This is a genomic window from Pseudomonas sp. LBUM1679 (assembly GCF_059695565.1).
The window spans coordinates 1,097,213-1,122,023 of the sequence record NZ_CP166774.1 but is presented as its reverse complement, the minus strand read 5'-3'; the positions used below and the strand labels follow the sequence as shown (position 1 = coordinate 1,122,023).

The window sequence follows — 24,811 nt, the reverse complement described above, 5'->3', positions numbered from 1 at the left end:
CGTCAGCCTTTGAACAATTGATTGGCCTGCTGGAACGGCATGGAGCGCGCAGTGAATCCGAAGGTGCCCGACTGCCGGATCTCTTGCGCGGCACGAAAGAACTCGCCATACGCCGCCAGGGCCAGCGCCGAACCCACGCTGATCCGTTTGACGCCCATCGCCCTCAATTGCTCGACGGTCAGCTTGAGCCCGCCAGACATCAAGACGTTGACCGGTGTGGGCGCTACCGCCCGCACCACCGCCAACACCTCCTCAGCGCTGCGCAGGCCCGGCGCATACACCACGTCGGCGCCGGCTTCGGCAAACGCCTGCAAGCGGCGAATCGTGTCGTCCAGATCGGGGATGCCATGCAGAAAGTTTTCCGCCCGGGCCGTCAGCGTGAACGGGAAAGGCAGACTGCGGGCGGCGGCGACAGCGGCTTCGATGCGGGCGACTGCATGGTCGAAGCAGTAGATCGGGCCGTCTTCGCGTCCTGTGGCATCTTCGATCGAACCGCCGACCGCGCCTGCTGCTGCAGCCCGCAAGATACTCTGGGCGCATTCGGCAGGATCGTCGGCGAATCCATGTTCCAGATCGACCGCGACCGGCAGATCGGTGGCCGCGACTATCGCCTGGACGTTCGCCAAGGTCTCGTCCAGCGTCAATCCACCATCGGGACGACCCTGGGAAAAGGCATAACCGGCACTGGTGGTCGCCAGTGCCTCGAAACCAAGGCTGGCGAGCATGATCGCCGAGCCGGCATCCCATGGGTTGGGAATCACAAAAGCGCCATCGCGTTCATGCAGGGCTTTGAACGCTTGGGCTCGAAGGGTTTGCGCATCCATTGGCAGGCTCCCGGGAAGAGGAAAAAATCCGCTTCAGAGCAGGCCAAGTTGCTCCGCGGCGGGCTCTCTGTATAGCTCAGGCAGCGACGGCAGGCCAGGCAAACGCAGCATCAGTTGTGCGTGGAACCGTTGAGCAAGCCTGGCGGCCAGCAGATTGTCGGCGGTGTGCAGGAAAATATACGGCGTGCGGCCTTCTTCGATCCACAGGGCGATTTTCTCGACCCAGGGCACCAGGAACGGATCGTTCGCTTCCAGTTGCGGATGGCCGATAAAGCGCACCTGCGGAAATTGGGTAAATGCCGCCGGACGGGGCGGAACCCGGGGCTTTTTCGATTGAGCGTGGAGCACTGACGGATCAGTCGAGGTGCAGCTGAACAGCGCACGCGGATCGAGGCAAATGCGCTCGACACCGCGATCCAGCAGCAGGCGATTGAGCCTGCGCTCATCATCGCCCTTGGCGAAGAACGCATCATGCCGCACTTCGACTGCCAGGGGCCGGCCCACAGCATCGATAAAACCGGCCAGCTCCGACAGCCGTTGCGGCGTGAAGCTTTTCGACAATTGCAGCCACAGCGGCGAAACCCGCTCGCCCAAGGGGCTGAGCAATTGCAGGAAGGTTTCGGCAGCCGTCAGTTGTTCCCGCAGGTCGCCGTTGTGACTGATGTCGCCAGGAAACTTGGCGGTAAAGCGAAAGTGCTCCGGCATGCTGTCGGCCCAGCGCTGCACGGTGGCGGCAGAGGGGCTGGCGTAGAAGGTCGTATTGCCTTCCACGGCGTTGAACACCTGGGAATACAGATTCAGAAATTCGGCGGGCTTGGCGTCTTGCGGATAGAAGTAGTTGCGCCAGGCGTTTTCACTCCAGGACGGGCAACCGAGGTAGTAAGGCAGCACCATCAGATGTACAGGTCGAGACCCAGCACATCCGCATCCCAATCGACAAAACCGGCGGTGCTCAGGTAGCTGGCGAGTGCCGTGGCCACACTTTTGCTCATGGCGCGGTGGTAGATCATGTCTTGCTGACGGGCGGGAAGATTGCTCAGGCGTTGTGCGCTGGCTTTGGCGGCGCGGGCGGCCAGCTGCTCTTCGGACGGAAACGCCAGCTCACCGTCGATATCGACGGATTCGTCCTCGACCACACGGCCTTTGCGAGGCTGGCGCTTGATGGGGTAGGACTGAGAGGAAAGGCCGTCTATACGCATGTTGGCGGGCTCGGTATCGATAATGGCAGTTTAGTGGCGCACAACCCACTTCGCAAACAGCCGAGTACTAACTAGAACACAGAAACGATGAAAGGTTTAACAACCTGGGCAGAAAACGACAGTTGGCTGTGTTGCGCAGTCTCGCCCTGTAGGAGCGAGGCTTGCCCGCGAAGAACGATAACGCGGTGTACCTGCAAAACCGTACCGCCTGCTTCGCGGGCAAGCCTCGCTCCTACAGGGCGGGCTTGCCCGCGATTGGACCCACTCGGTCCCGGATCTTACCGCGCCTTGGGTGTCGCCACTTTATCGCGCAAATACACCGGCTGCGCCTCATCCGCCACAATCGCCTCACCCCGCGCCCAGGCAAAACGCGCCAGGGTCAGCAAGTCTTCAGCATGAGGCAGCATGCCCGCATCCTGCCCGGCCAAACTGACCGCGATGCGCTCGGCATAACCCCAACCCGTGCCCGCACCGAACCAGTCACCGCTGGCATCGCCCGGCAACGCTGCCGCTTCGGGAGGCAACACCGCCTCATTGCCGACCAGGCGCATCTCCCCTGCCGTCTCGCGGTAGCACCCCCAATACACCTCATCCATCCGCGCATCGATGGCGGCCGCCACCTGGCTGACGCCGTGTTCGCGATACGCTCGCTGTGCCAGCACCGCCAGGTTCGACACCGGCAATACCGGGCGCTCCAGTGCAAACGCCAGCCCCTGTACCACGCCGATGGCGATCCGCACGCCGGTAAAAGCGCCCGGCCCGCGACCGAAGGCGATGGCATCGACCGCTTGCAAGGTCGTCCCGGCCTCGGCCAGCAATTGCTGAATCATCGGCAACAGCTTCTGCGCATGCAGGCGCGGGATCACCTCGTAATGGCTCGTGACCTTGCCGTCATGCAGCAAGGCAACGGAGCAGGCTTCAGTCGCGGTGTCCAGGGCCAGCAAGGTGCTCATCGATGTTTCCGTAAGAGTGGTCAGAAAAAGTGCGCCAGTATAAACAACTACGGCCCGCAAGCGGGCCGTAGAAGATGAAGCGGTGTTCAGCTCAGCGCTTCGAGCACCTTGCCGGTGATCGCTTCAACCGAACCGACGCCAGTAATGTGGCTGTATTTCGGCTTGCCCTGGGCATTCGCCAGGTTCTGGTAGAAGGCTACCAGCGGCTTGGTCTGGGAATGGTAGACCGACAGGCGATGACGCACGGTTTCTTCGGTATCGTCCTTGCGCTGCACCAGTGCTTCACCGGTGAGGTCGTCCTGACCTGCGACTTTCGGCGGGTTGTAGACGGTGTGGTACACGCGACCGCTGGCCTCGTGGACGCGACGCCCGGCGATACGCTGCACGATCTCTTCGTCGTCGACGGCGATTTCGACCACGTGATCCAGCTCCACGCCAGCTTTCACCAGGGCTTCAGCCTGAGGAATGGTGCGCGGGAAACCGTCGAACAGGAAACCGTTGGCGCAATCGGCCTGGCTGATACGTTCCTTGACCAGATTGATGATCAGGTCATCGGAAACCAGACCACCGCTGTCCATGACGCTCTTGGCGATCAGGCCCAGCTCGGTGCCGGCCTTGACCGCGGCACGCAACATGTCGCCCGTGGAGATTTGCGGAATGCCGAATTTCTCGGTGATGAACTTAGCCTGAGTACCTTTACCGGCCCCGGGAGCTCCCAGCAGAATGACGCGCATCGATGTGCTCCTCAATTTTTTATATAAATAACGTCAGATTCGCCTCGTGGGGCCAACCTCAAAAAAAGGATCGTGACCGCCCAAACGGCCAGAGGCTGATCAAGATACACAGCAGGCCCTGACCACACAAGCCGCCAAAAGTCGGAGAAACCCGCGCCTGACGTGACCTGTGCGACGGGGTACCCCAAGTCGCAACCCCATCATTAACTGTCGCCTGGCAGCACTTTTCATGCCTGCGCCAGCAGGCACCCGATGCCCGCATCGGGTGCCTGGACCCACGGCAAAAACCTTAGCCGGTATTGCGCAATCCGGCGGCAATCCCCGCCACAGACACCAGCAGCGCCTGTTCCACCGGGCTGCCCTGCTCCACTTCCTGTTGCCTGGAGCGCGCCAATAACTCGGCCTGCAATAGATGAAGCGGGTCGAGGTAAGTGTTGCGCAAGCGGATGAATTCAAGGGTGGCTGGGCTATGTGCCAGTAGCTGAGACTGACCGGTCAGCCCCAGGACCACCGAGCAGGCCTGCGACAATAGGTCGCGTAAATGCGCACCCAAAGGCAGCAGATTCGGTTCGACCAGGCGTTCATCGTAGGACCGGGCGATATCGCTGTCGGCCTTGGCCAGGACCATCTCCAGCATATCGATGCGGGTCCGGAAGAACGGCCACTGCTCGCGCATCTGCCCCAGCAGCTCGCCTTCGCCGCGTTCCAGCGCCTTGCTCAGGGCGGCTTCCCAACCGAGCCAGGCCGGCAGCATCAGGCGCGTCTGGGTCCAGCCGAAGATCCACGGGATCGCCCGCAGGCTTTCGATCCCGCCCGCGCGGCGCTTGGCCGGACGACTGCCCAACGGCAAGCGTCCCAGTTCCTGTTCCGGCGTGGACTGGCGGAAATACTCGACGAACTGCGGATTTTCCCGTACCACGGCGCGGTAGGCACTGACGCCATCGGCGGCCAATTCGTCCATCAAGTGCCGCCACTCGGGTGTGGGGGGTGGCGGCGGCAACAAGGTCGCTTCCAGCACGGCGGCCAGGTACAGATTGAGATTCTGCTCGGCGATGTCCGGCAGGCCGAACTTGAAACGAATCATTTCCCCCTGCTCAGTGGTGCGGAAACGCCCCGCCACCGAACCCGGCGGCTGCGACAGAATGGCCGCGTGGGCCGGACCGCCCCCGCGGCCCACGGTGCCGCCGCGACCGTGGAACAACAGCAGCTCCACTTGTTGTTCGCGGCAGATGTCGACCAGACGCTCCTGCGCCCGATACTGCGCCCAGGCCGCCGCGGTGGTGCCGGCGTCCTTGGCCGAGTCGGAATAACCGATCATCACTTCCTGCGGCCCTTGCAAGCGCGCGCGATAGCCCGGCAGCAGCAACAGTTTCTCAATCACCGGGCCGGCGTTATCGAGGTCGGCCAGGGTTTCGAACAGCGGCACCACACGCATGGGCCGCAACACGCCGGACTCCTTGAGCAGCAGTTGCACAGCCAGCACGTCGGAAGCGGCTCCGGCCATGGAAATCACATAGGAGCCGAGTGAAGCCGCCGGTGCCAGGGCGATTTCCCGGCAGGTCGCCAGTACTTCGGCAGTGTCGGCGGACGGCTTGAAATACGCGGGCAGCAATGGCCGACGGTTGTTCAGTTCACGCATCAGGAAGGCGATGCGCTCTTCTTCGCTCCAGTCTTCGTAGCGACCGAGACCCAGGTAATCGGTGATTTCGGTCATCGCCGCCGAGTGCCGGGACGAGTCCTGGCGCACGTCCAGGCGCACCAGGAACAGGCCGAAGGTCACGGCCCGGCGCAGGCAATCGAGCAACGGCCCGTCGGCGATCACACCCATGCCGCACTCGTGCAGCGACTGGTAACACAGCTCCAGCGGATCGAGCAGGTCGCGGTTGTTTTGCAACACATTCGCTGGCGCCGGCGTGGTCGCGGTCAAGGACGCGTGCGCCCAGTTACGGGTGGCGCGCAGGCGTTCACGCAGCTGTTTGAGCACGGCGCGATAAGGTTCGGCGCTGTCCCCGGACTTGGCTCGCAGGGCTTCGCTGGCTTGCTGCATCGACAATTCGGCCGCCAGATGATCGATATCACGCACGTACAAATCAGCGGCCATCCAGCGTGCCAGCAGCAGGACTTCACGGGTCACGGCAGCGGTCACGTTGGGGTTGCCGTCCCGGTCGCCGCCCATCCACGAGGCAAAGCGAATCGGCGCGGCCTCCAGTGGCAGGTGCAGGCCAGTGGCGTCATGCAGGGCTTTATCGGCCTTGCGCAAATAATTGGGGATCGCCTGCCATAGCGAATGCTCGATCACCGCGAAGCCCCACTTAGCCTCATCCACCGGCGTCGGTCGGGTGCGGCGAATCTCTTCGGTGTGCCAGGCTTCGGCGATCAGGCGCTGCAGCTTCGCGTGGATCTGCTCGCGCTCGGCACTGGTCAGGTCGCGATGGTCCTGGGCGGCCAGTTGCGCGGCGATGGCGTCGTATTTCTGGATCAGCGTGCGCCGCGCCACTTCGGTCGGGTGCGCCGTCAGTACAAGCTCGATCTCCAGCCGGCCCAGTTGCCGGGCCAGGGATTCGGCGCCATGACCTTCGGCGCGCAGGCGCGCCAGCAGCTCCGGCAGCACCCGCGCTTCGAACGGCGCGGGCTGTGATTCTTCGCGGCGGTGAATCAGCTGATATTGCTCGGCGATATTGGCCAGGTTGAGAAACTGGTTGAACGCCCGCGCAACCGGCAGCAACTCGTCTTCGCTCAGTTGGTTGAGGCTGGCGCTCAGCTCGGCATCCATCGACCCGCGACGGTCGGCCTTGGCGCCCTTGCGGATCTGCTCGATCTTGTCGAGAAAGCCGTCCCCGTACTGTTCACGAATGGTGTTGCCCAACAGCTCACCCAACAGGTGAACGTCCTCGCGCAAGCGTGCATCGATATCGGTCATCAGCAGTTCTCCAGCAAGAAATCCGGGCGGCTAAGAGCTTTAAGAGTGCCGCTCCAGACAGGTTCTTACAAGCAAGACGACGAAGGGACTTTAAACCTTGGGCGTTATAGCTAGTCTGAAGAGTAAGCCGTACAACGGCCGCCGCCGGCCAACGCCGGCGCTCTCCCTGCCTGCCACGAGCAGGTGCGCACTGAGGTCACTATGAAAATCCGCGAGCTAGCCCTGCACTGGGAAGAAAACGCCAAGGGTCGCCTGACCGACACCGGCTACAAGATTCATCTGGATTTGGAGGCTGCCGCGCGGCTGGCTGCGATCGTCGAGATGTACCCCAAACGGCATCCCGAAGAACTGCTCGGCGAGCTGATCGGCGCCGCCCTGGAAGAGCTCGAGAAAAGCTTCCCCTACGTGAAGGGCTCGACCGTCGTGGCCACCGACGAAGAAGGCGATCCGCTGTACGAAGACGTCGGGCCGACGCCGCGTTTTCTCGCCTTGTCCCGTCGTCATTTGCATGATCTGTCGAGCGGTAACGACGAACAAAAGCACTGATCAGCACCTGAATCCCTGTAGGAGCGAGCTTGCTCGCGATGGACGTTAACGATAACGCGATTATGCTGAATAAACGCGTCGTCCTCAGGACCATCGCGAGCAAGCTCGCTCCTACAAATGCGTGTTCCTGACCCGCAACAGGTCGGGGAATACCGCCACAGATCACCAAAGTTCCCGCTCCAGAGCCTTGTCCACCCGGTCAATATTTTTTCGGGCGATGAGCCATCTTCTCTGAACTTTTGAAAAACGCCACGGGTCACACCCAGTAACCACGCCTGGGACGGCCGTTTCAAAACACCCCTGAAATTGACGGTTGCGGCTCCATACCCAGGATGGATTTTTAAGTTTTTCAGGAGTTATTCCAATGGAGTTGAAGACCATGAAGACCCGAACTGCCCAATCCCCGTCGACCCACCTGCGCGGCCTGAAACTGGCGGCACTGGCCATCGGCAGCAGCCTGGTCCTGGCCGGTTGCGCGGGTAACCCGCCGTCCGAACAATTCGCCGTGACCCAATCCGCCGTGAATGGCGCCGTCAGCGCCGGCGGTACCGAATTCGCTGCAGTGGAAATGAAGTCCGCCCAGGACAAGCTCAAGCAAGCCGAAATCGCCATGCACGACAAGAAGTATGCCGAGGCCAAGATTCTGGCCGAACAGGCCGAGTGGGACGCTCGCGTAGCAGAGCGCAAAGCCCAGGCGATGAAAGCCGAACAGGCTGTGAAGGACTCTCAGAAAGGGGTTCAGGAACTGCGTCAGGAAAGCCAGCGCACCGTGCAATAAGCGGCGCGGCACGACGTACTTCTTACTCGACTAAAAGGACGAAACCATTATGCGCAAACAATTGATGATCCCTGCCCTGCTGGCTGCAAGTGTTGCACTGGCTGCCTGCTCCACACCGCCCAACGCGAACCTGGAACAGGCCCGCACCAACTACAGCGGCCTGCAAGCCAACCCGCAAGCCAGCAAAATTGCGGCACTGGAAACCAAGGACGCCAGCGATTACCTGGACAAGGCCGACAAGGCCTACATGGACAAGGAAGACCAGGCCAAGGTCGACCAGCTTGCCTATTTGGCCAACCAGCGGGTTGAAGTGGCGAAGCAGACCATCGCCCTGCGTACCGCTGAAGCCAATCTGAAGGACGCTTCTGCACAACGTGCCCAGGCCCGCCTGGATGCCCGCGACCAGCAGATCAAACAGCTGCAGGACAGCCTGAACGCCAAGCAGACCGATCGCGGCACCCTGGTGACCTTCGGTGATGTGCTGTTCGCCACCGACCGGGCTGACCTGAAATCCAGCGGTCTGGTCAACATCAACAAACTGGCGCAGTTCCTTCAGGAAAACCCGGACCGCAAGGTGATTGTCGAAGGTTATACCGACAGCACCGGTACGGCTTCGCACAACCAGTCGCTGTCCGAGCGCCGCGCCGGTTCCGTGCGCACGGCCCTGGCGAAAATGGGCGTTGATCCAGCGCGCATCGTTGCCCAGGGTTATGGCAAGGAATACCCGGTTGCTGAAAACAGCAGCACCTCGGGTCGTGCAATGAATCGTCGGGTGGAAGTGACCATTTCCAACGACAACCAGCCGGTGATTCCGCGTTCGGCGGTCAGTTCGAACTAAGCTGGACTTGCTGTAGCAAAAAAGCCCCGCTTGATCTGATCAGGCGGGGCTTTTATTTGGCTATCACTCATCCCCCTGTGGGAGCGAGCTTGCTCCGGGCGGCGTTCCGACGATGAGGGCATAACATTCAACATCAGTGCTGGCTGTTACACCGCCATCGCGAGCAAGCTCGCTCCCACACTGGATCTTCTGTGACTCCAGACCGGGGTTATTGCTCGAGTTTCTGCGGCGTTTCCTGTCCGATGCACCGCACGGCCTTTTTCTTGTTGTTGACCAGCACACCGCTCAGGCCTTTCTGTTCGGTGTCAAACATCACCAGCACGCCATCGATGCATTGGGCCACTTGCGCGGCCGGTTCCAGGGAGACCTTGTAGTCTTCGCCGGGCACGGTCTTGAGCAGGGTGAAGTCGCTGAGCAGCAGCGCGTCTTCCGGTTTGGCAAAGTGCAGGTAGCCATACCACCACAGGGCGCCGACGGTGCCGAGGATGCTGCAGATACCGGTGATGATCAGCGGGATGGCGTTACGTTCTTCACTCATTGCGGGCTCTCTGGTGGTTCATCTTCTGAATTCGGGGTTGCCGGGTAATTGGGGATTTCACCCAGGCGGCGCAACCCGTTGAAATGCTGCGGATCGTCGAGATAGCGCAGCATGACCTGGCGCCAGACCGGGTCGGCGAACGTCTGCACATGACCACCACGGGTCAGTTGCAGCACCCGCGGCGGCGGCGCAGCTTGATACAGACGGATGCCGTTGGAAAGAGGCACGATCGGATCGTCGATGCTGTGGTAGATCAGTTTCGGCACGCCATTGAGCTGAGCCATCGAGTGAATGGCGCTGTCGCCGTCCGGCACCAGCCACGACAGCGGCACTTGGAATGGCCAGAATAGCCATGAGTTGCTCAGGGCAAACCGGCCCACGCTGCGGTAACTGGCGGGCACGCCGTCGAGGACCACGGCCTTGAGTTGCTTCTGGCGTTCGGGGTGCTGGACCAGGTAATGCACCGCCATCGAACCGCCGAGGCTCTGGCCCAGCAGGATCAACGGCTTGCCCCGGACCTCGGGGGCCTGATCGAGCCATTTGAACGCGGCATCGATGTCCTGATAGATCGCCGGCAGCGACGGCTCGCCTTCGGACAGGCCATAACCGCGATAGTCCACCAGCAGCACTTGATAGCCCTGCTTCGGCAGCCACCAACTGCCCCCAAGATGCATGGGCAGATTGCCGCCGTTGCCATGCAGGTGCAGCACCGTGCCCTTGACCTCGACGCCTTTTTTCGCCGGTAGCCACCAGCCATGCAGCTTGAGGCCGTCGGCGGTGGTGAGGGTGACGTCGCGGAATTCGAGCCTGGCTTTTTCCGGGGTGAACAGTTGGCCTGGCTCGGGGTAGAACAGCAATGAGCTGCACCCGCTCAAGGTCAGGAGAAGGCAGAGGATGCCGAGGATTCTCATCCGATGAAACCTCGCAGAAATGGGGGTGGAACAAAATCCTGTGGCAAACGATTAACCTGTGGGAGCGGGCTTGCCCGCGATGACGCCTTAACATTCAACATTAATGTTGAATGTTACATCGCTATCGCGGGCAAGCCCGCTCCCACAAGGATTTTCTCCAGCCTTACAGGATGTTGGAGTAATCCGCCTCGATCCGGTCCAGGCTCAGGTGATTGAGGAAGTTGGAGAAGCACATCCACGCCGACAGCGCGTTCATGTCGCGGAACTGCTCCGGCAAGTATTTGGGCGGCACGACCAATCCTTCATCCACCAGCTGGCGCAAGGTGCGCATGTCTTCCAGCGTGGTCTTGCCGCAAAACAACAGCGGTATCTGCTCCAGCTTGCCTTTACGCACGGCCAACTGAATGTAGTTGTAGACCATGATAAAGCCCTTGAGGTAGGACAAGTCTTTGGTAAACGGCAGGCCTGTCGGCACCGAACCGCGGAACACCCGGCTGGCGTTGCCATAACTTTCGGCCATTTCGAAGCCCTGCTCCCGGAAGAATTCGAAGATCTGCAGGAAGTCGGCGCCTTCCTCCACCATATGAATGGCACGGGTGCGGTTGGTGAGCTTGCGCAGGCGACTCGGGTAAGAGGCGAAGGTGATGATTTCCATCAGGATCGCCAGGCCTTCCTGGGTCACCGTCGACGAAGGCGGCCCCTTGGACAGGAAGGTGCAGATGGGCTGGTTCAGGCCATTGAGCGTGGTGCCCACATGCACCAGCCCTTCGTGGACTTCCAGGGCGCGCACGTCACGCTCGTTGAACATCGCGTCGGTGCGAATCTTGATGTAGTCGGCGCCGGCCGCCGCATCGGCAACGATACCGTCGGACTCGAACACCCGAATGGTGTCCTCGGCCTCGCCAAATACCTTGCTCAGCCGGGCTTGCAATAAATCCACGGCATCCTTGGCGGTGAGCGTTTTCGGTTCGTCCTTCAGGTCGCCGCGACCGTCGATGTTGTTCAGGTAATCGGAGAGCATCAGGCCCAGGTCGGACAGGGTCGGGTCGCCAGCATGGAATGCGTCGGACGCGGCGCCGTACAGTTCCTGGGAAATCAGGCCGAAATCCTCGGTGCCACGTGCCTCGAGCATGCGCACCACCATGCGGTATTCCTTGCACATGCGGCGCATGATCTGGCCAACCGGGTTGAACTGGCCGAGCTGACGGGTGATGTCGCGTTCGATGTTCTGGAATTCCAGCTTCACTTTGCTGGAGTCGAAGGACAGCGGCCGGTTCAAGTAATAATCGCGGTCCACTGCCGGCATTTCCTTGCCCTTGGCCTTGAGGAAACCCTTGCGGATGGTGTCGTCCCACTTGACCGCATCGAGGACGCGAATCGGCGTCTGCGCCAGCACAATGCGATCGGATAAAATGCGTATCGACTGCTGGTAATCGTCCACCCGAAACTCCTGTAGAAAAACCGTTACGTGCTGGATTTATTTGACTGTAGCTTTGGCTTTGGCCAGGCGCTGATAGCGCACCGCCTCGACGAACACATCGGAATTGGCCGGATCATCGAGGTAGGCGAACACCTGGTCCATGCCGGTGTTGATCAGCACGCCATCGCCATCGTCGGTCTGGAAGCCTTCGCCGCTGAGGACTTTCTGCCCCAGGGCCTGGTTGATCTGCTCGAGGTCGAGGCTGTAGACCACCAGTTCCTGCTTATCGGTGAGTTCGAACCCGGCGATGATGAAATGTCCGCCGAACTGCGCCGGCACCTTCGCTGACAGATACCAGCGGCTGCCATGGCGCGTTACCGTGAACGGATAGGCTTCGCGCTCCCGGGGTTTGGCCTTGAAATAGCTGACCGCCTGATAGCGATTGCCACTGATGCGTGTCAATTCCAGGTTCATCGGCTCGCCCCAGGCGTTGGTGCTGGTCCATTTGCCGAGCAACCCTTTGGGCGCGGGGTCGCTGGCAGGCAGCGGCTCCTTGAAAGTCACCAGACAGCCACTGAGCAGCAGGAACGACAAGGCGATCACAACGACACGCCAGGCTTTCATTCAACACTCCCTATGAACACACGCGGACCTCAAGTGGCCACTTATCCCTGTGGGAGCGAGCTTGCTCGCGATTACGGGTTAACATTCGACATTGATGTCGCCTGACACTCCGCTATCGCGAGCAAGCTCGCTCCCACAGGGGGTGTGGATTCCCAAAGGGGATCACACCGACGCCAGTACCAAATGCATATACCGCGTGAGGATACCGAGCATTTCGGCCTCGGCGGCAGGCTCGGCGTCGTTGAGCAGGCCCTGATATTCCATCCGTCCGATAATCGCCGTCAACACTTTGGCATCCTGTTGTGGCTCGCGGGAACCCAATACCTCGAAAAAGTGGCAGGTTCCCTGCAGCAGAATCTGCTGGTGCGAGCGCACCAACTTCGCCAGGCGCGGGTTCAACAGCGCCTCCTGGCGGAATGCCTGCTCGGCCATCAAGTGTTCGCGACGGTTCTGCAATTGACGATGAACATAGTCGGACGTCAGCCGCGCAATGTCGTCTGCCAGTTGTGAGCGCGACTCGGGACTGCCATCGCCATAGGCGACCATCTCACGCAGCAGGCCTTCATTGCTGGCCCACAACTTGGCCATGAAGGCCGCGCTGCGCTCCACGTATTGGGCGAAGGTATCGGTGAGCAGGTCATCGATATCCTTGAAGTAGTAAGTGGTGGCCGACAGCGGTACTTCGGCCTCGGCGGCCACTGCGCGGTGCCGTACGGCCCGCACGCCATCGCGCACGACAATGCGCATCGCCGCATCGAGAATGTCCTGTCGACGCTGCTCGCTGCCCTGCCGGCTGGCCTTGCGGCCCTGGTACTGAACACTTTCAGCGACCGCAGTGGCGATACCCGCTGCACCCTCTTGAGCCATTGCACGGTTCACGACAGGTATTCCTCTCTCAACTCAAAAGTAACCAATTGATACGTTTGTACCAGACAGGCAATAAAAAGCCGCCCATTTTGGGCGGCTTTTTAATTGAAACACTTACGCTTGCGGCCGCATGTGCGGGAACAGGATCACGTCGCGGATCGACGGGGAGTTGGTCAGCAGCATCACCAGGCGGTCGATGCCGATCCCTTCGCCGGCCGTTGGCGGCATGCCGTACTCCAGCGCGCGAACGAAGTCGGCGTCGTAGTGCATGGCTTCGTCGTCGCCGGCGTCCTTGTCGGCCACCTGCGCCATGAAGCGCTCGGCCTGGTCTTCCGCGTCGTTCAACTCGGAATAGGCGTTGGCGATTTCACGGCCGCCGATGAACAGCTCGAAACGGTCGGTGACGTTCGGGTTCTCGTCGTTGCGGCGAGCCAGCGGCGACACTTCGAACGGGTACTGGGTAATGAAATGCGGCTGCTCCAGCTTGTGCTCGACCAGCTCTTCGAAAATCATCACCTGCAGCTTGCCCAGGCCTTCGAAGCCCAGCACCTTGGCCCCGGCCTTCTTGGCGATCGCGCGAGCCTTGTCGATGTCGTTCAGGTCGTCAGCGGTCAACTCAGGGTTGTACTTGAGGATCGAGTCGAACACCGACAGACGCACGAAGGGTTCGCCGAAGTGGAACACTTTGTCGCCGTAAGGCACGTCGGTGCTGCCCAGGACCAGCTGCGCCAGTTCGCGGAACAGCTCTTCGGTCAGGTCCATGTTGTCTTCGTAGTCGGCGTAAGCCTGGTAGAACTCCAACATGGTGAACTCAGGGTTGTGCCGAGTCGAAACGCCTTCGTTACGGAAGTTGCGGTTGATCTCGAACACTTTCTCGAAGCCGCCGACAACGAGGCGCTTGAGGTACAGCTCCGGTGCGATACGCAGGAACATTTCCATGTCCAGCGCATTGTGGTGAGTTTCGAACGGCTTGGCCGCCGCGCCACCCGGGATGGTTTGCAACATCGGCGTTTCGACTTCGAGGAAGTCACGCTGCATCAGGAAGCTGCGGATGTGCGCAATCACTTGCGAACGCACGCGGAAGGTCTGGCGCACGTCTTCGTTGACGATCAGGTCAACGTAACGCTGGCGATAGCGCTGCTCGGTGTCGGTCAGGCCGTGGTGCTTGTCCGGCAGCGGACGCAGGGATTTGGTCAGCAGGCGCACGTGGGTCATTTCGACGTACAGGTCGCCTTTGCCGGAACGGGCCAGGGTACCTTCGGCGGCGATGATGTCGCCCATGTCCCAGGTTTTCACCGAAGCCAGGGTTTCTTCGGACAGGGTTTTACGGTTGACGTAAACCTGGATGCGACCGGTCATGTCCTGGATCACCATGAACGAGCCACGGTTGAGCATGATGCGACCGGCAACCTTGACCGGGATTGCAGCCTCTGCCAGCTCTTCCTTGGTCTTGTCCGCGTATTGCTTCTGCAAGTCTTCGCAGTAGTTTTCACGGCGGAAGTCGTTCGGGAAGGCATTGCCCTTGGCGCGCTCGGCAGCCAGCTTTTCCTTGCGCAGGGCGATCAGGGAGTTTTCTTCCTGTTGCAGGGCTTGCGGGTCGAGTTCTAGGTCGCTCATGTCTTTAAATATTCCATCACGGGTTCGTTGCCCCTGCCTGGCGGCAGGGTTCGCGGGCAAGCCTCGCTCCTACAGGATCGCGGAGTCCGCCGATCCTGTAGCGCGTGCCTTAGAGCCCTTGTTTCAGGCTCGCTATCAGGTAGTCGTCGATGTCGCCGTCGAGCACCTTGTCGCAGTCGCTGCGTTCGATGTTGGTGCGCAAATCCTTGATCCGCGACGCGTCGAGCACGTAGGAGCGAATCTGGTGGCCCCAGCCGATATCCGACTTGGTGTCTTCCAGGGCTTGCGAGGCCGCGTTGCGTTTCTGCACTTCCTGCTCGTACAAGCGCGCCCGCAACATTTTCATCGCGGTGTCTTTGTTGGCGTGCTGGGAGCGTTCGTTCTGGCAGCTGACCACGGTGTTGGACGGTACGTGGGTGATACGTACGGCCGAGTCGGTGGTGTTTACGTGCTGACCACCGGCACCGGAGGAGCGGTAGGTATCGATGCGCAGGTCCGACGGGTTGATGTCGATTTCGATGTTGTCATCGATTTCCGGCGACACGAACACGGCCGAGAACGAGGTGTGACGACGGTTGCCGGAGTCGAACGGGCTCTTGCGCACCAGACGGTGCACGCCGATTTCGGTCCGCAGCCAGCCAAAGGCGTATTCGCCCTTGATGTGCACGGTCGCGCCCTTGATCCCGGCGACTTCACCGGCGGACAGTTCCATGATGGTCGCGTCGAAACCGCGCTTGTCGGCCCAGCGCAGGTACATGCGCAGCAGGATGTTGGCCCAGTCCTGGGCCTCGGTACCGCCGGAGCCGGCCTGGATGTCCAGGTAGGCATTGTTGGCGTCCATCTCACCGCTGAACATACGGCGGAATTCGAGTTTTTCCAGGGACTCGCGCAGACGCTCGACTTCGGCAGCGACGTCATCGACGGCGGCCTGGTCTTCTTCTTCGGCGGACATCAGCAGCAGGTCCTTGGCATCGGCCAGGCCACTGTGCATTTCGTCAAGGGTTTCGACGATCTGAGCCAGCAGGGACCGCTCGCGGCCCAGTTCCTGAGCGTACGACGGGTTGTTCCAGACAGACGGATCTTCAAGCTCGCGATTGACTTCAGTCAGACGCTCATGCTTTTGATCGTAGTCAAAGATACCCCCGAATAGTTTCGGAGCGCTCGGACAGGTCCTTGATGCTGTTAAGGATCGGGTTGATTTCCATGGCGGGCAGCACTCGTTGGCGAACTTTTGAAAGCCGGCGAGTATACCGTAATCAGGCTGTCACGGCAGCCCGCCTGGCGGCTTTAGCGGCGAATGAACCCTATGGTTCATTCAATCCCCACCTGATTACGCCCATTGTTCTTCGCCAGGTACAAACCCTTGTCCGCCGCCAGGATCAATTGACGGCAGTCGCCGCCCGGCTGCGGGGTCATGGTCGACAGGCCGATGCTGATGGTCAGGTGCGAACCTTCGACCGGGAAATTGTGCGCAATATTCAGTGCGGCCACCGACTGGCGGAGTTTTTCCGCCACCAGCCGCGCGCCGCCCGGGGACGTGTTGGGCAGGACCAGGGCGAATTCTTCGCCGCCGTAACGGGCTGGCAGGTCCGAGGGCCGGGCGCTGGCGTCACGGATTGCCGTGGCCACCTTGCGCAGGGCTTCATCGCCGTCCAGGTGGCCGAAGCTGTCGTTGAAAGACTTGAAATAGTCGACATCGATCATCAGCAACGACAGCTGACTCTGGTCACGCAGCGAGCGGCGCCACTCCAGTTCCAGGTATTCATCGAAGTGCCGGCGGTTCGACAGCCCGGTCAGGCCGTCGGAGTTCATCAAGCGCTGCAGCACCAGGTTGGTGTCGAGCAACTGCTGCTGGCTGACCCGCAGCGCCCGGTACGCCGCGTCACGCTGCAGCAGGGTCATGTAGGAACGCGAGTGATAGCGGATGCGCGCCACCAGTTCGATGTTGTCCGGCAGCTTGACCAGGTAATCGTTGGCCCCGGCCGCGAACGCCGCGCTTTTGATCAGCGGGTCTTCCTTGGTCGACAGGACAATGATCGGAATATCCTTGGTTGCCGGATGATTGCGGTATTCGCGCACCAGGCTCAGGCCATCGAGCCCGGGCATGACCAGGTCCTGCAGGATCACCGTCGGCTTGATGCGAATCGCCTGGGCGATGGCCTGGTGCGGGTCGGCGCAAAAGTGAAAGTCGATGTTTTCTTCATTCGACAAGCCGCGGCGCACGGCTTCGCCGATCATCGCCTGATCGTCCACCAACAACACCATGGCGGCGTTTTCGTCGGTTTTGAAGCCGTCGAGCTGTAAGTCATTCATGTGCGGTCACCTGAGTACTGCCTGGGCCGGGATTGCTGTTAAGGAGAGTCATTTGCTGAAAATTTCCAGCAATCGTGGCGCGATCTTGTCCAGTGGACGAATTTCTACGGCAGCGTCGATGGCGGCAGCTGCCTTCGGCATGCCGTACACCGCACTGCTGAGTTGGTCCTGAGCGATGGTCAGGTAGCCCTGCTGGCGCATGAGTTTAAGCCCCTGAGCGCCATCGCGTCCCATTCCGGTTAACAAAACACCCACGGCATCGCCGCTCCAGTAATGGGCCACGCTCTCGAAAAACACATCGATCGAGGGCCGATAGATCTCGTTGACCGGTTCGGCGGTGTAGGCCAGCGTGCCGTTTTTCAACAAGCGGATATGGTGGTTGGTGCCGGCCAGTAATACGGTGCCGGGCTGCGGCGGCTCGCCTTCCTGGGCCAGGCGCACGTTCAGGCCGCTGGCGCTGCTCAGCCATTCGGCCATGCCGGCGGCGAATACCTGGTCGACGTGTTGCACCAGCACGATCGCCGCCGAAAAATGGCGCGGCAGGCCCTTGAGCAAGACTTCCAGCGCCGCCGGCCCGCCCGCGGACGAACCAATGGCGATCAGGCGCTGCCGCGAAGCCGAACTGCGCAAGAGGCTCGGGGCCGCTCGCTCTCGATTACCGCGGTCACCGATCAGCCAGCCAATGTTGATGATCTTGCGCAGCAGCGGTGCGGCTGCATCCTGCGGGTTACCCGCACCCAGTGCCGGCGTGTCGACGACATCCAGCGCGCCGTAGCCCATGGCCTCGAACACTCGATGCACATTCTGCTGGCGGTCGACCGTGACGATGACGATCGCACAAGGGGTCTCGGCCATGATTCGCCGCGTGGCTTCCACGCCGTCCATCACCGGCATGATCAGGTCCATCAGAATCAGATCCGGGGTGAATTCGGCACAGCGCTGCACCGCCTCGGCGCCATTGCCGGCGACCCAGACCACCTCGTGTGCCGGCTCGAACGCCAGGGCGCGGCGCAGGGCCTCCACCGCCATGGGCATGTCGTTGACGATGGCTATCTTCATGCCCGCGCTCCTCCTATGAGCTCCACCACCGCATCAAGCAGGGCATCGTCATGAAAACTGGCTTTGGCTAGATAATAGTCGGCTCCGGCGTCCAGTCCACGACGACGGTCTTCTTCGCGATCCTTATAGGACACCACCATGACCGGCAGGGATTGCAGGCGATTGTCCCGGCGCAATAAAGACACCAGTTCGATGCCGTCCATGCGCGGCATATCGATGTCGGTGATCAGCAGATCGAAGTCCTCCGAACGCAGGGCGTTCCAGCCGTCCATGCCGTCCACCGCCACGGCGACGTCATAGCCGCGATTGAGCAACAACTTGCGTTGCAGCTCGCGCACGGTCAGCGAATCGTCGACCACCAGGATCCGTTTGCGAGCGGCCTCGACGACCTGACTACCCTGACGCGAGATACGCTCCAGACGCCCGGTGTTGAGCAGCTTGTCGACCGAACGCAGCATGTCTTCGACGTCGACGATCAGCACCACCGAACCGTCGTCAAGCAAGGCCCCGGCAGAAATGTCCTGCACCTTGCCCAGGCGTTCATCCAGCGGCAACACCACCAGCGTCCGCTCGCCGATAAAACGCTCGACGGCCACGCCGTAGATCGCCTCGCGCTCACGGATCACCACCACCTTGAGGGTCTGCTGACTGTGCTGGCTCGCCGGGCGCTGCAACAGCTGGCTGGCGGCTACCAGCCCGACATGCCGGCCTTCGTGCCAGAAGTGCTGACGGCCCTCGACCTGGACGATGTCCGCCGGTTCCAGGTCGCACATGCGCTCGATGTGAGCCAGGGGAAACGCATACGCCTCGTCACCGACTTCCACCACCAGGCTGCGCACCACCGACAGGGTCAGCGGCACTTCGAGGTGGAAATGGCTGCCCTCGCCCGCCGCCTGCTCCAGCACCACCGCGCCGCGCAACTGCCGGACCATGTGTTGCACGGCGTCCAGCCCGACACCGCGTCCGGACACTTCGGTGACCGTGTCCCGCAAGCTGAAACCCGGCAGGAACAAGAACGTCAGCAGTTCCTCTTCGCTCAACTGCGCAGCCGTTTCAGCCGGGGACAATTGCCGCTCGATGATGCTGCGGCGGACCTGTTCCAGATCGACGCCATTGCCGTCATCGCTCAACTGCAGCACCAGCAGTCCCGCCTGATGCGAGACGCGCAGACGGATCAAGCCTTCAGCCGGCTTACCGGCCAGCAGCCGTTGCTCCGGGGCTTCGATGCCATGGTCCACGGCATTGCGCAGCAAGTGCGTCAGCGGCGCTTCGAGTTTTTCCAGGACGTCGCGATCGACCTGGGTTTTCTCGCCCTCGATCTCCAGTCGCACCTGCTTGCCCAGGCTACGGCCAAGGTCGCGGACCATCCGCACTTGCCCGCCCAACACATCGGCAAACGGGCGCATGCGACAGGCCAGTGCCGTGTCGTACAGCACTTGCGCCCGTTGACTGGCCTGCCAGGCGAACTCATCCAGCTCGGCGTTCTTTTCCACCAGCATTTGCTGGGATTCGGCCAGCAGCCGACGGGCATCGTCGAGGGCTTCCCGGGCCTCCAGGCTCAAGGCATGCTCCTTGAGATGGACGTTGAGGTTTTCCAGGGCCCGCAGGCCATTGTTCTGCAGGCGCTTGAGCCGCTGCATGGTGGCCAAGTGGGGCTTGAGCCGCAGGGTTTCCACCAGGGATTTGCTCGACAGGTCGAGCAGGCTGTTCAAACGCTCGGCAGTGACCCGCAGGACTCGCTCACCGCTATCGGTGGAACGTCTAGCCCTGGGCGCTGGCTCGACGGGTGCGCCGGATGGCGGTTCGACTTCCAGCACCGGCATCGTCAGCTCAACCCCGGTGGCTTGCAGCAGATCCTCGGCCATGAACGGCGCGATGGGGGTACTGATCGGCGCGGCAAGTGCCAGCGGATCCAGCAATCGAGCCATCAAGGCGACATAGGCCTCGATATCCGCAGGGCCCGGATTGTTGTCGGGCGTTGCGATGCGCATCAGCAGATCGGTGCCTTGCAGTAACGCATCGATGTGCTCGGGTCGCAGGTACAGGCGCCCTTCCTGAGCACTGACCAGGCAATCTTCCATCACATGAGCCACGCTGACGCCGGCATCGACTCCGACGATCCGCGCGGCGCCCTTGAGCGAGTGCGCCGCGCGCATGCACGACTCGAGATGATCGGCCTGGGTCGGATCGCGCTCCAGCGCCAGCAGACCTGCACTCAGCACTTGGGTCTGGGCTTCGGCCTCCATGCTGAACAGCTCCAGCAAAGAGGAGTCGCGCAATTGCTCTGGGGTCATGTGAGGCTCCGGGTCACGGCGGACAGCAGCTGTTCTTCATCCAGCCAACGCAGACTGCGGCCTTTGAACTGCAACACACCACGGGTGTATTTGGCGCTGGCCTGGGTGCCGGAGCGGGATGCCGCCTCGAGGATGCGCTCGTCGATGGCATGGATCCCGTCCACCTCGTCCACCGGCACCACCACCGGCCCGCCGTGGGCCGCGATGATCAGCATCCGCGGCATGACCCGCGCACCGGACGCCACGCTACCCGCCCCATCGAGGCCAAGCAGTTCGACCAGGGACAGGCATGCCACCAGGGCACCGCGCACGTTGGCCACGCCGAGCAAAGCCCGGGAACGCTGGTGCGGCAAGGAGTGGATCGCTTGCAGCGGCGCCACTTCCACCAGAGTGCGGGTGGCCAGGCCCAACCATTCTTCACCAAGACGGAACATCAACAGCGAACGGGTTTGCACGTCGCTCTCGACCGCGGTCGACACTTGCCCGCGATCATCCTGCTGCAATGCATAGCGGTCGAGCAGGCGCGTCGCGGCCGCCGAATACACCACACAGTTGCGGCAGTGAATGTGTTCGCTCAGCAGCGGGCAGGACTTGTCGCCGTGGACACCGATGCGGTTCCAGCAGTCGTCGATGGCCTGGGCATCTTCATGGGTGAGGCTAGCGGTCATCGTTTACGCTCACTGTCAGCGGCGCGCTCGCTGCGGGCGGCGCGGGCCTGCAATCGCCTGGCACCGGCCGTGTCGCCCTGGGATTGCAGCAAGGCGGCCAGGTGCATCAGCGCGTCGGGGTGTTGCGGCTCGAGGTACAGCGCCTTACGGTAATACCCTTGGGCTTCGAGGGCACTGCCGACGACGTCGGCGAGCAGCCCCAGCCAATAAAACACCTGGGCTACCGGCTCGTGACTGCGCAAATAGCTGTCACAGGCCGCACGGGCCTCGGCACTTTTGCCTTCGTTGGCCAGTGCGGCGATGTTCGCCAGCAGTACGGCAGCATCCGGGCTGGCCGTTCTGGCCATGACCGGTAGCGGCGCCACCGTTGCGAACGGGCGGCTGCGAATGGGCGGTGGCGTCACACCGCGCACCGGTTGGCGCACGGGTAGCGGGGGTGGGACGAACGTCGCTGTCACCGGCGGCGGAGCGTGCTGGCGACTGAACGCAAAGGACTGCGGGATGCCGATCGAGCGCATGCCGAAACGCCCCAGCAGACTGCCCTCCGCAGGGCCGATGAACAGCACGCCGTCAACATGGGTGAGCTGCTTGAGCACTTCAAAAACTTGCTGTTGGGTCGACTGGTCAAAATAGATCAACAGGTTGCGGCAGAACACGAAGTCATAGGGTCGCTCATTGGCCAGGGCTGGATCGAGCACGTTGCCGACCTGCAGCCGCACTTGTTCAAGCACTCGCTCGCCGAGGCGATAGCCGTCGTTTTCGGCAGTGAAATGCCGGTCGCGAAACACGATGTCCTGACCTCGAAATGAATTTTTGCCATACAGCGCACGCTTGGCTTTTTCCACCGACAGCGGGCTGACATCCATGCCATCGACCTTGAACTGATGCGGCTGCAACCCGGCATCGAGCAACGCCATGGCGATGGAATAGGGTTCTTCACCGGTGGAACACGGCAGGCTGAGGATCCGCAGGGCACGCATGTGGTTGAGGTCGGCCAGGCGCTTGGCGGCCAGTTTCGCCAGCGTGACGAAAGACTCCGGATACCGGAAAAACCAGGTTTCGGGAACGATCACCGCTTCGATCAGCGCCTGCTGTTCATCCCGCGAGCCTTGCAGGGTGTGCCAGTACTCATCGGCCGTCTGCGCTCGGGAGGCTGCGCTGCGCTGGCGCACCGCACGCTCGATGATCGCCGGGCCCACCGAGGTCACGTCGAGGCCGATGCGTTCCTTGAGGAAATCGAAGAACCGTTGATCACTGCTCATGGGCGCTCCTCAAGCAGCGCCGGATCCAGCGGCGGTGACGGAAACAGCAGCGCGCGAACCGGTTCGCTCAACAGGTCGGCGACCCGGACCCATTGCAGCAGCCCTTGTGCGTCTTCACGCACAGGCCCGAGGTAGGGGGCCTGGCGATTATCCAGGCCATAGGGCTGAAAATCTGCCGGGTTGCAGCGCAACGTGTCGGTGGCCTGTTCCAGAACCAGCCCGAGCACTTGCACCTGGGCTGCCTCATCCGGACGGTAATTGACCAATACCAATCGGGTGCTGGTGCGAGCCTGGGCAGGTGTACCGAACGTCAGCGCACTGAGGTCGATCACCGGCACGACCGAGCCGCGATAGGCGAACACCCCGGCCACCCAGGCCGGCGCCTTGGCAATCGATTTCAACGGCAGGCGCGGCAGCACTTCCACCACCTCGATGGCCTGCAAGGCATAGCGCTCGTTACCGATGCGGAATACCAGAAACAACGCTTGCACCGCCGGTTTCACGGCGGTGCGCTTGACCGTGAGTTCGCTCATCAGACTTTGAATCGCGATACGCCGCTACGCAGCCCTACAGCGACCTGGCTCAATTCGTCGATGGCGAAACTGGCCTGGCGCAGGGACTCGACGGTCTGGCTGCTGGCATCGCCCAGTTGCACCAGCGCATGGTTGATCTGCTCGGCGCCGGTGGCCTGCGCCTGCATGCCTTCGTTGACCATCAACACCCGTGGCGCCAGCGCCTGGACTTGATGGATGATCTGCGACAGCTGTTCGCCGACCTGCTGCACCTCGGACATGCCGCGGCGTACTTCTTCGGAAAACTTGTCCATGCCCATGACCCCGGCCGACACGGCCGACTGGATCTCGCGCACCATCTGTTCGATGTCGTATGTGGCGACGGCGGTCTGGTCCGCCAGACGGCGCACTTCGGTCGCCACCACGGCAAACCCGCGGCCATATTCACCGGCCTTTTCCGCTTCGATGGCGGCGTTCAGCGACAACAGGTTGGTCTGGTCGGCCACTTTGACGATGGTCACCACCACCTGATTGATGTTGCCGGCCTTCTCATTGAGGATCGCCAGCTTGGCGTTGACCAGATCCGCTGCGCCCATGACCGAGTGCATGGTCTCTTCCATCCGCGCCAGGCCTTGTTGCCCGGAACCGGCCAGCACCGAGGCCTGATCGGCGGCGGTGGAGACTTCGGTCATGGTGCGTACCAGGTCGCGGGACGTGGCGGCGATCTCGCGGGACGTTGCACCGATCTCCGTGGTGGTAGCGGCGGTTTCGGTGGCGGTGGCTTGCTGTTGCTTGGAGGTGGCGGCGATCTCGGTCACCGAGGTGGTGACCTGCACCGACGAGCGCTGGGCCTGGGACACCAGGGACGTCAGCTCGGCCATCATGTCATTGAAGCCGGTTTCCACCGCGCCGAATTCGTCCTTGCGGGCCAGGTCCAGGCGACGGCTGAGGTCGCCGGTGCGCATGATTTCGAGTATTTCAACGATCCGGTTCATCGGTGCCATGATGGCGCGCATCAACAGCAGACCGCAGAGGCCGGCGGCCAATACCGCGACCAGCAGGGAGATGCCCATGATGACTTTTGCGGTGAGCACCGCGTCGTCAATGGCTATGATGTCCTGGTCCGCCACGGCCTTGTTTTCGCGCAGAATGTCATTGAGTTTCATGCGCCCCTCGGTCCAGATAGGGGTTAGCTGCTCGTTGAACAGCTTGATGGCTTGCGCTTCCTCATTGCGCTGATGCAAGTCGAGCACCGCCGCCAGGACCTTGTGGTAATGCTCGTTGTGTTTTTCGAAGGCGGCGAACTCAACCCTGTCTTCATCCGTAGTGACAGTACCGTGATAGTTACCTATCTGTTCTTGCAGACGAGACTCGAACGATTTGAAGGCGACGGCATCCTCGGCGCTGATGCCCTGTCCCTCTTTCAAACCGAGCATTTCCTGGATCCGCAGATAGCTGTCGGACCAGGCGCCACGAATCATCGAGCTGTAATACACCCCGGGAAGTGCGTCTTCTCGAACGCTGGCTTCGCTGGCCTCGATCTTCAACAGCCGTGAATACGAGACGACGACCATCAGCAACATGATGGCAATAATTACCGCAAAGCTCGCCAAGATCCGTTGGCGCAACGTCCAATTCTTCACAGTCAGTCCTCGAGGGTGTTTCCAAATGCTGCGGAGTATAGCCGAGGGTGGTGTTTCATTTTTAAAACAGATGCGTCGCACTCGTCATCTGCTGAGGAAACACCGGGACTGAGTCTGGAATGGGGCTTTTCGCCGTAAGAATGGGGCCTGTGATGATTAAAAAGGAATGGGCTATTGGAGGATGTGGCGTGGCTGAAGACGCCTTCGCGAGCAAGCTCGCTCCCACAGTTGATCTTTGTCGTACACAACACCTGTGTCTCATGGAGATCCAATGTGGGAGCAATTGTCTTG

The 24,811-nt window shown here is 61.5% G+C and carries 23 protein-coding genes; 3 read left to right on the top strand and 20 right to left on the bottom strand.

Features of this window, described 5'->3' with window-relative positions:
- Nucleotides 1-2 precede the first annotated feature (2 nt).
- From ACA062_RS05105 to ppc, 6 genes are all read right to left on the bottom strand, one after another.
- Nucleotides 3-824: an isocitrate lyase/PEP mutase family protein gene (locus tag ACA062_RS05105; protein WP_497455479.1), complete on the bottom strand. Its 822-nt coding sequence runs from the start codon at nt 822-824 to the stop codon at nt 3-5.
- Between the two features lie 33 nt (nt 825-857).
- Complete coding sequence (locus ACA062_RS05100) at nt 858-1,718, bottom strand: DUF72 domain-containing protein (protein WP_497455478.1); 861 nt, start codon at nt 1,716-1,718, stop codon at nt 858-860.
- Nucleotides 1,718-2,023: a hypothetical protein gene (locus ACA062_RS05095; RefSeq protein WP_497455477.1), complete on the bottom strand. Its 306-nt coding sequence runs from the start codon at nt 2,021-2,023 to the stop codon at nt 1,718-1,720. Before ACA062_RS05095 ends, ACA062_RS05100 begins: the two co-directional genes overlap by 1 nt.
- Before the next feature lie 278 nt (nt 2,024-2,301).
- The gene (tsaB, locus tag ACA062_RS05090) at nt 2,302-2,976 is read right to left on the bottom strand and encodes a tRNA (adenosine(37)-N6)-threonylcarbamoyltransferase complex dimerization subunit type 1 TsaB (protein ID WP_497455476.1); all 675 of its coding nucleotides are present in this window, start codon (nt 2,974-2,976) and stop codon (nt 2,302-2,304) included.
- A gap of 86 nt (nt 2,977-3,062) precedes the next feature.
- Nucleotides 3,063-3,710: an adenylate kinase gene (gene adk, locus ACA062_RS05085; protein ID WP_497455475.1), complete on the bottom strand. Its 648-nt coding sequence runs from the start codon at nt 3,708-3,710 to the stop codon at nt 3,063-3,065.
- 289 nt (nt 3,711-3,999) lie between these two features.
- Nucleotides 4,000-6,630: a phosphoenolpyruvate carboxylase gene (gene ppc, locus ACA062_RS05080; RefSeq protein WP_497455474.1), complete on the bottom strand. Its 2,631-nt coding sequence runs from the start codon at nt 6,628-6,630 to the stop codon at nt 4,000-4,002.
- A 201-nt stretch (nt 6,631-6,831) separates the two neighbouring features.
- Between ppc and ACA062_RS05075 the strand changes: the two genes are divergently transcribed.
- The 3 genes from ACA062_RS05075 to lptF all read left to right on the top strand — a co-directional run bounded on the left by ACA062_RS05075 (nt 6,832) and on the right by lptF (nt 8,792).
- Nucleotides 6,832-7,176, top strand: coding sequence for a pilin assembly protein (locus tag ACA062_RS05075; protein ID WP_497455473.1), 345 nt, complete (start codon nt 6,832-6,834; stop codon nt 7,174-7,176).
- Between the two features lie 364 nt (nt 7,177-7,540).
- Nucleotides 7,541-7,954 (top strand): DUF4398 domain-containing protein, encoded by a 414-nt coding sequence (locus ACA062_RS05070; RefSeq protein ID WP_497455472.1) that lies wholly within the window; start codon nt 7,541-7,543, stop codon nt 7,952-7,954.
- Between the two features lie 49 nt (nt 7,955-8,003).
- Nucleotides 8,004-8,792 carry a lipotoxin F family OmpA-related lipoprotein LptF gene (gene lptF, locus ACA062_RS05065; protein ID WP_497455471.1) on the top strand — a complete coding sequence of 263 codons (789 nt, stop codon included), beginning with the start codon at nt 8,004-8,006 and terminating at the stop codon, nt 8,790-8,792.
- A gap of 208 nt (nt 8,793-9,000) precedes the next feature.
- Here lptF and ACA062_RS05060 read toward each other — a convergent pair whose 3' ends face one another.
- From ACA062_RS05060 to ACA062_RS04995, 14 genes are all read right to left on the bottom strand, one after another.
- Entirely contained in the window at nt 9,001-9,330 is a 330-nt protein-coding gene (locus ACA062_RS05060) for a PA3694 family proteiin (RefSeq protein ID WP_497455470.1), read from the bottom strand.
- Entirely contained in the window at nt 9,327-10,241 is a 915-nt protein-coding gene (locus ACA062_RS05055) for an alpha/beta hydrolase (protein WP_497455469.1), read from the bottom strand. The genes ACA062_RS05060 and ACA062_RS05055 overlap by 4 nt, the downstream gene beginning before the upstream one ends.
- Nucleotides 10,242-10,404: 163 nt before the next feature.
- The gene (locus tag ACA062_RS05050) at nt 10,405-11,682 is read right to left on the bottom strand and encodes a flavohemoglobin expression-modulating QEGLA motif protein (protein WP_497455468.1); all 1,278 of its coding nucleotides are present in this window, start codon (nt 11,680-11,682) and stop codon (nt 10,405-10,407) included.
- Nucleotides 11,683-11,718: 36 nt separating this feature from the next.
- Nucleotides 11,719-12,285 carry a hypothetical protein gene (locus tag ACA062_RS05045; RefSeq protein ID WP_497455467.1) on the bottom strand — a complete coding sequence of 189 codons (567 nt, stop codon included), beginning with the start codon at nt 12,283-12,285 and terminating at the stop codon, nt 11,719-11,721.
- 162 nt (nt 12,286-12,447) lie between these two features.
- Nucleotides 12,448-13,164: a TetR/AcrR family transcriptional regulator gene (locus ACA062_RS05040; protein ID WP_497455466.1), complete on the bottom strand. Its 717-nt coding sequence runs from the start codon at nt 13,162-13,164 to the stop codon at nt 12,448-12,450.
- A gap of 102 nt (nt 13,165-13,266) precedes the next feature.
- Nucleotides 13,267-14,769 (bottom strand): lysine--tRNA ligase, encoded by a 1,503-nt coding sequence (gene lysS / locus ACA062_RS05035; RefSeq protein ID WP_497455465.1) that lies wholly within the window; start codon nt 14,767-14,769, stop codon nt 13,267-13,269.
- Nucleotides 14,770-14,878: 109 nt separating this feature from the next.
- Nucleotides 14,879-15,974 (bottom strand): peptide chain release factor 2 gene (gene prfB / locus ACA062_RS05030; RefSeq protein WP_102136387.1). Its coding sequence is split into 2 segments (ribosomal slippage): nt 14,879-15,901 and nt 15,903-15,974, totalling 1,095 coding nucleotides; the frame shifts between segments, so codons are not numbered across the junction.
- A 106-nt stretch (nt 15,975-16,080) separates the two neighbouring features.
- Nucleotides 16,081-17,082 (bottom strand): diguanylate cyclase domain-containing protein, encoded by a 1,002-nt coding sequence (locus ACA062_RS05025; protein WP_497455464.1) that lies wholly within the window; start codon nt 17,080-17,082, stop codon nt 16,081-16,083.
- A 48-nt stretch (nt 17,083-17,130) separates the two neighbouring features.
- Nucleotides 17,131-18,141 carry a chemotaxis response regulator protein-glutamate methylesterase gene (locus ACA062_RS05020; protein WP_497455463.1) on the bottom strand — a complete coding sequence of 337 codons (1,011 nt, stop codon included), beginning with the start codon at nt 18,139-18,141 and terminating at the stop codon, nt 17,131-17,133.
- Nucleotides 18,138-20,435, bottom strand: a complete 2,298-nt coding sequence (locus tag ACA062_RS05015; RefSeq protein ID WP_497455462.1) for a hybrid sensor histidine kinase/response regulator — start codon at nt 20,433-20,435, stop codon at nt 18,138-18,140. The genes ACA062_RS05020 and ACA062_RS05015 overlap by 4 nt, the downstream gene beginning before the upstream one ends.
- Nucleotides 20,432-21,103, bottom strand: a complete 672-nt coding sequence (locus ACA062_RS05010; protein WP_497455461.1) for a chemotaxis protein CheW — start codon at nt 21,101-21,103, stop codon at nt 20,432-20,434. Before ACA062_RS05010 ends, ACA062_RS05015 begins: the two co-directional genes overlap by 4 nt.
- Nucleotides 21,100-22,365 carry a CheR family methyltransferase gene (locus ACA062_RS05005; RefSeq protein WP_497455460.1) on the bottom strand — a complete coding sequence of 422 codons (1,266 nt, stop codon included), beginning with the start codon at nt 22,363-22,365 and terminating at the stop codon, nt 21,100-21,102. The genes ACA062_RS05010 and ACA062_RS05005 overlap by 4 nt, the downstream gene beginning before the upstream one ends.
- Nucleotides 22,362-22,898, bottom strand: a complete 537-nt coding sequence (locus ACA062_RS05000; protein WP_497455459.1) for a chemotaxis protein CheW — start codon at nt 22,896-22,898, stop codon at nt 22,362-22,364. The genes ACA062_RS05005 and ACA062_RS05000 overlap by 4 nt, the downstream gene beginning before the upstream one ends.
- The gene (locus ACA062_RS04995) at nt 22,898-24,520 is read right to left on the bottom strand and encodes a methyl-accepting chemotaxis protein (RefSeq protein WP_497455458.1); all 1,623 of its coding nucleotides are present in this window, start codon (nt 24,518-24,520) and stop codon (nt 22,898-22,900) included. Before ACA062_RS04995 ends, ACA062_RS05000 begins: the two co-directional genes overlap by 1 nt.
- Nucleotides 24,521-24,811 lie beyond the last annotated feature (291 nt).

Bases quoted from the DNA above. Each gene is read 5' to 3' on its own strand.
- ACA062_RS05105 (WP_497455479.1), bottom strand. From the start codon at position 824: ATGGATGCGCAAACCCTTCGAGCCCAAGCGTTCAAAGCCCTGCATGAA.
- ACA062_RS05100 (WP_497455478.1), bottom strand. From the start codon at position 1,718: ATGGTGCTGCCTTACTACCTCGGTTGCCCGTCCTGGAGTGAAAACGCC.
- ACA062_RS05095 (WP_497455477.1), bottom strand. From the start codon at position 2,023: ATGCGTATAGACGGCCTTTCCTCTCAGTCCTACCCCATCAAGCGCCAG.
- tsaB (WP_497455476.1), bottom strand. From the start codon at position 2,976: ATGAGCACCTTGCTGGCCCTGGACACCGCGACTGAAGCCTGCTCCGTT.
- adk (WP_497455475.1), bottom strand. From the start codon at position 3,710: ATGCGCGTCATTCTGCTGGGAGCTCCCGGGGCCGGTAAAGGTACTCAG.
- ppc (WP_497455474.1), bottom strand. From the start codon at position 6,630: ATGACCGATATCGATGCACGCTTGCGCGAGGACGTTCACCTGTTGGGT.
- ACA062_RS05075 (WP_497455473.1), top strand. From the start codon at position 6,832: ATGAAAATCCGCGAGCTAGCCCTGCACTGGGAAGAAAACGCCAAGGGT.
- ACA062_RS05070 (WP_497455472.1), top strand. From the start codon at position 7,541: ATGGAGTTGAAGACCATGAAGACCCGAACTGCCCAATCCCCGTCGACC.
- lptF (WP_497455471.1), top strand. From the start codon at position 8,004: ATGCGCAAACAATTGATGATCCCTGCCCTGCTGGCTGCAAGTGTTGCA.
- ACA062_RS05060 (WP_497455470.1), bottom strand. From the start codon at position 9,330: ATGAGTGAAGAACGTAACGCCATCCCGCTGATCATCACCGGTATCTGC.
- ACA062_RS05055 (WP_497455469.1), bottom strand. From the start codon at position 10,241: ATGAGAATCCTCGGCATCCTCTGCCTTCTCCTGACCTTGAGCGGGTGC.
- ACA062_RS05045 (WP_497455467.1), bottom strand. From the start codon at position 12,285: ATGAAAGCCTGGCGTGTCGTTGTGATCGCCTTGTCGTTCCTGCTGCTC.
- lysS (WP_497455465.1), bottom strand. From the start codon at position 14,769: ATGAGCGACCTAGAACTCGACCCGCAAGCCCTGCAACAGGAAGAAAAC.
- ACA062_RS05025 (WP_497455464.1), bottom strand. From the start codon at position 17,082: ATGAATGACTTACAGCTCGACGGCTTCAAAACCGACGAAAACGCCGCC.
- ACA062_RS05020 (WP_497455463.1), bottom strand. From the start codon at position 18,141: ATGAAGATAGCCATCGTCAACGACATGCCCATGGCGGTGGAGGCCCTG.
- ACA062_RS05015 (WP_497455462.1), bottom strand. From the start codon at position 20,435: ATGACCCCAGAGCAATTGCGCGACTCCTCTTTGCTGGAGCTGTTCAGC.
- ACA062_RS05010 (WP_497455461.1), bottom strand. From the start codon at position 21,103: ATGACCGCTAGCCTCACCCATGAAGATGCCCAGGCCATCGACGACTGC.
- ACA062_RS05005 (WP_497455460.1), bottom strand. From the start codon at position 22,365: ATGAGCAGTGATCAACGGTTCTTCGATTTCCTCAAGGAACGCATCGGC.
- ACA062_RS05000 (WP_497455459.1), bottom strand. From the start codon at position 22,898: ATGAGCGAACTCACGGTCAAGCGCACCGCCGTGAAACCGGCGGTGCAA.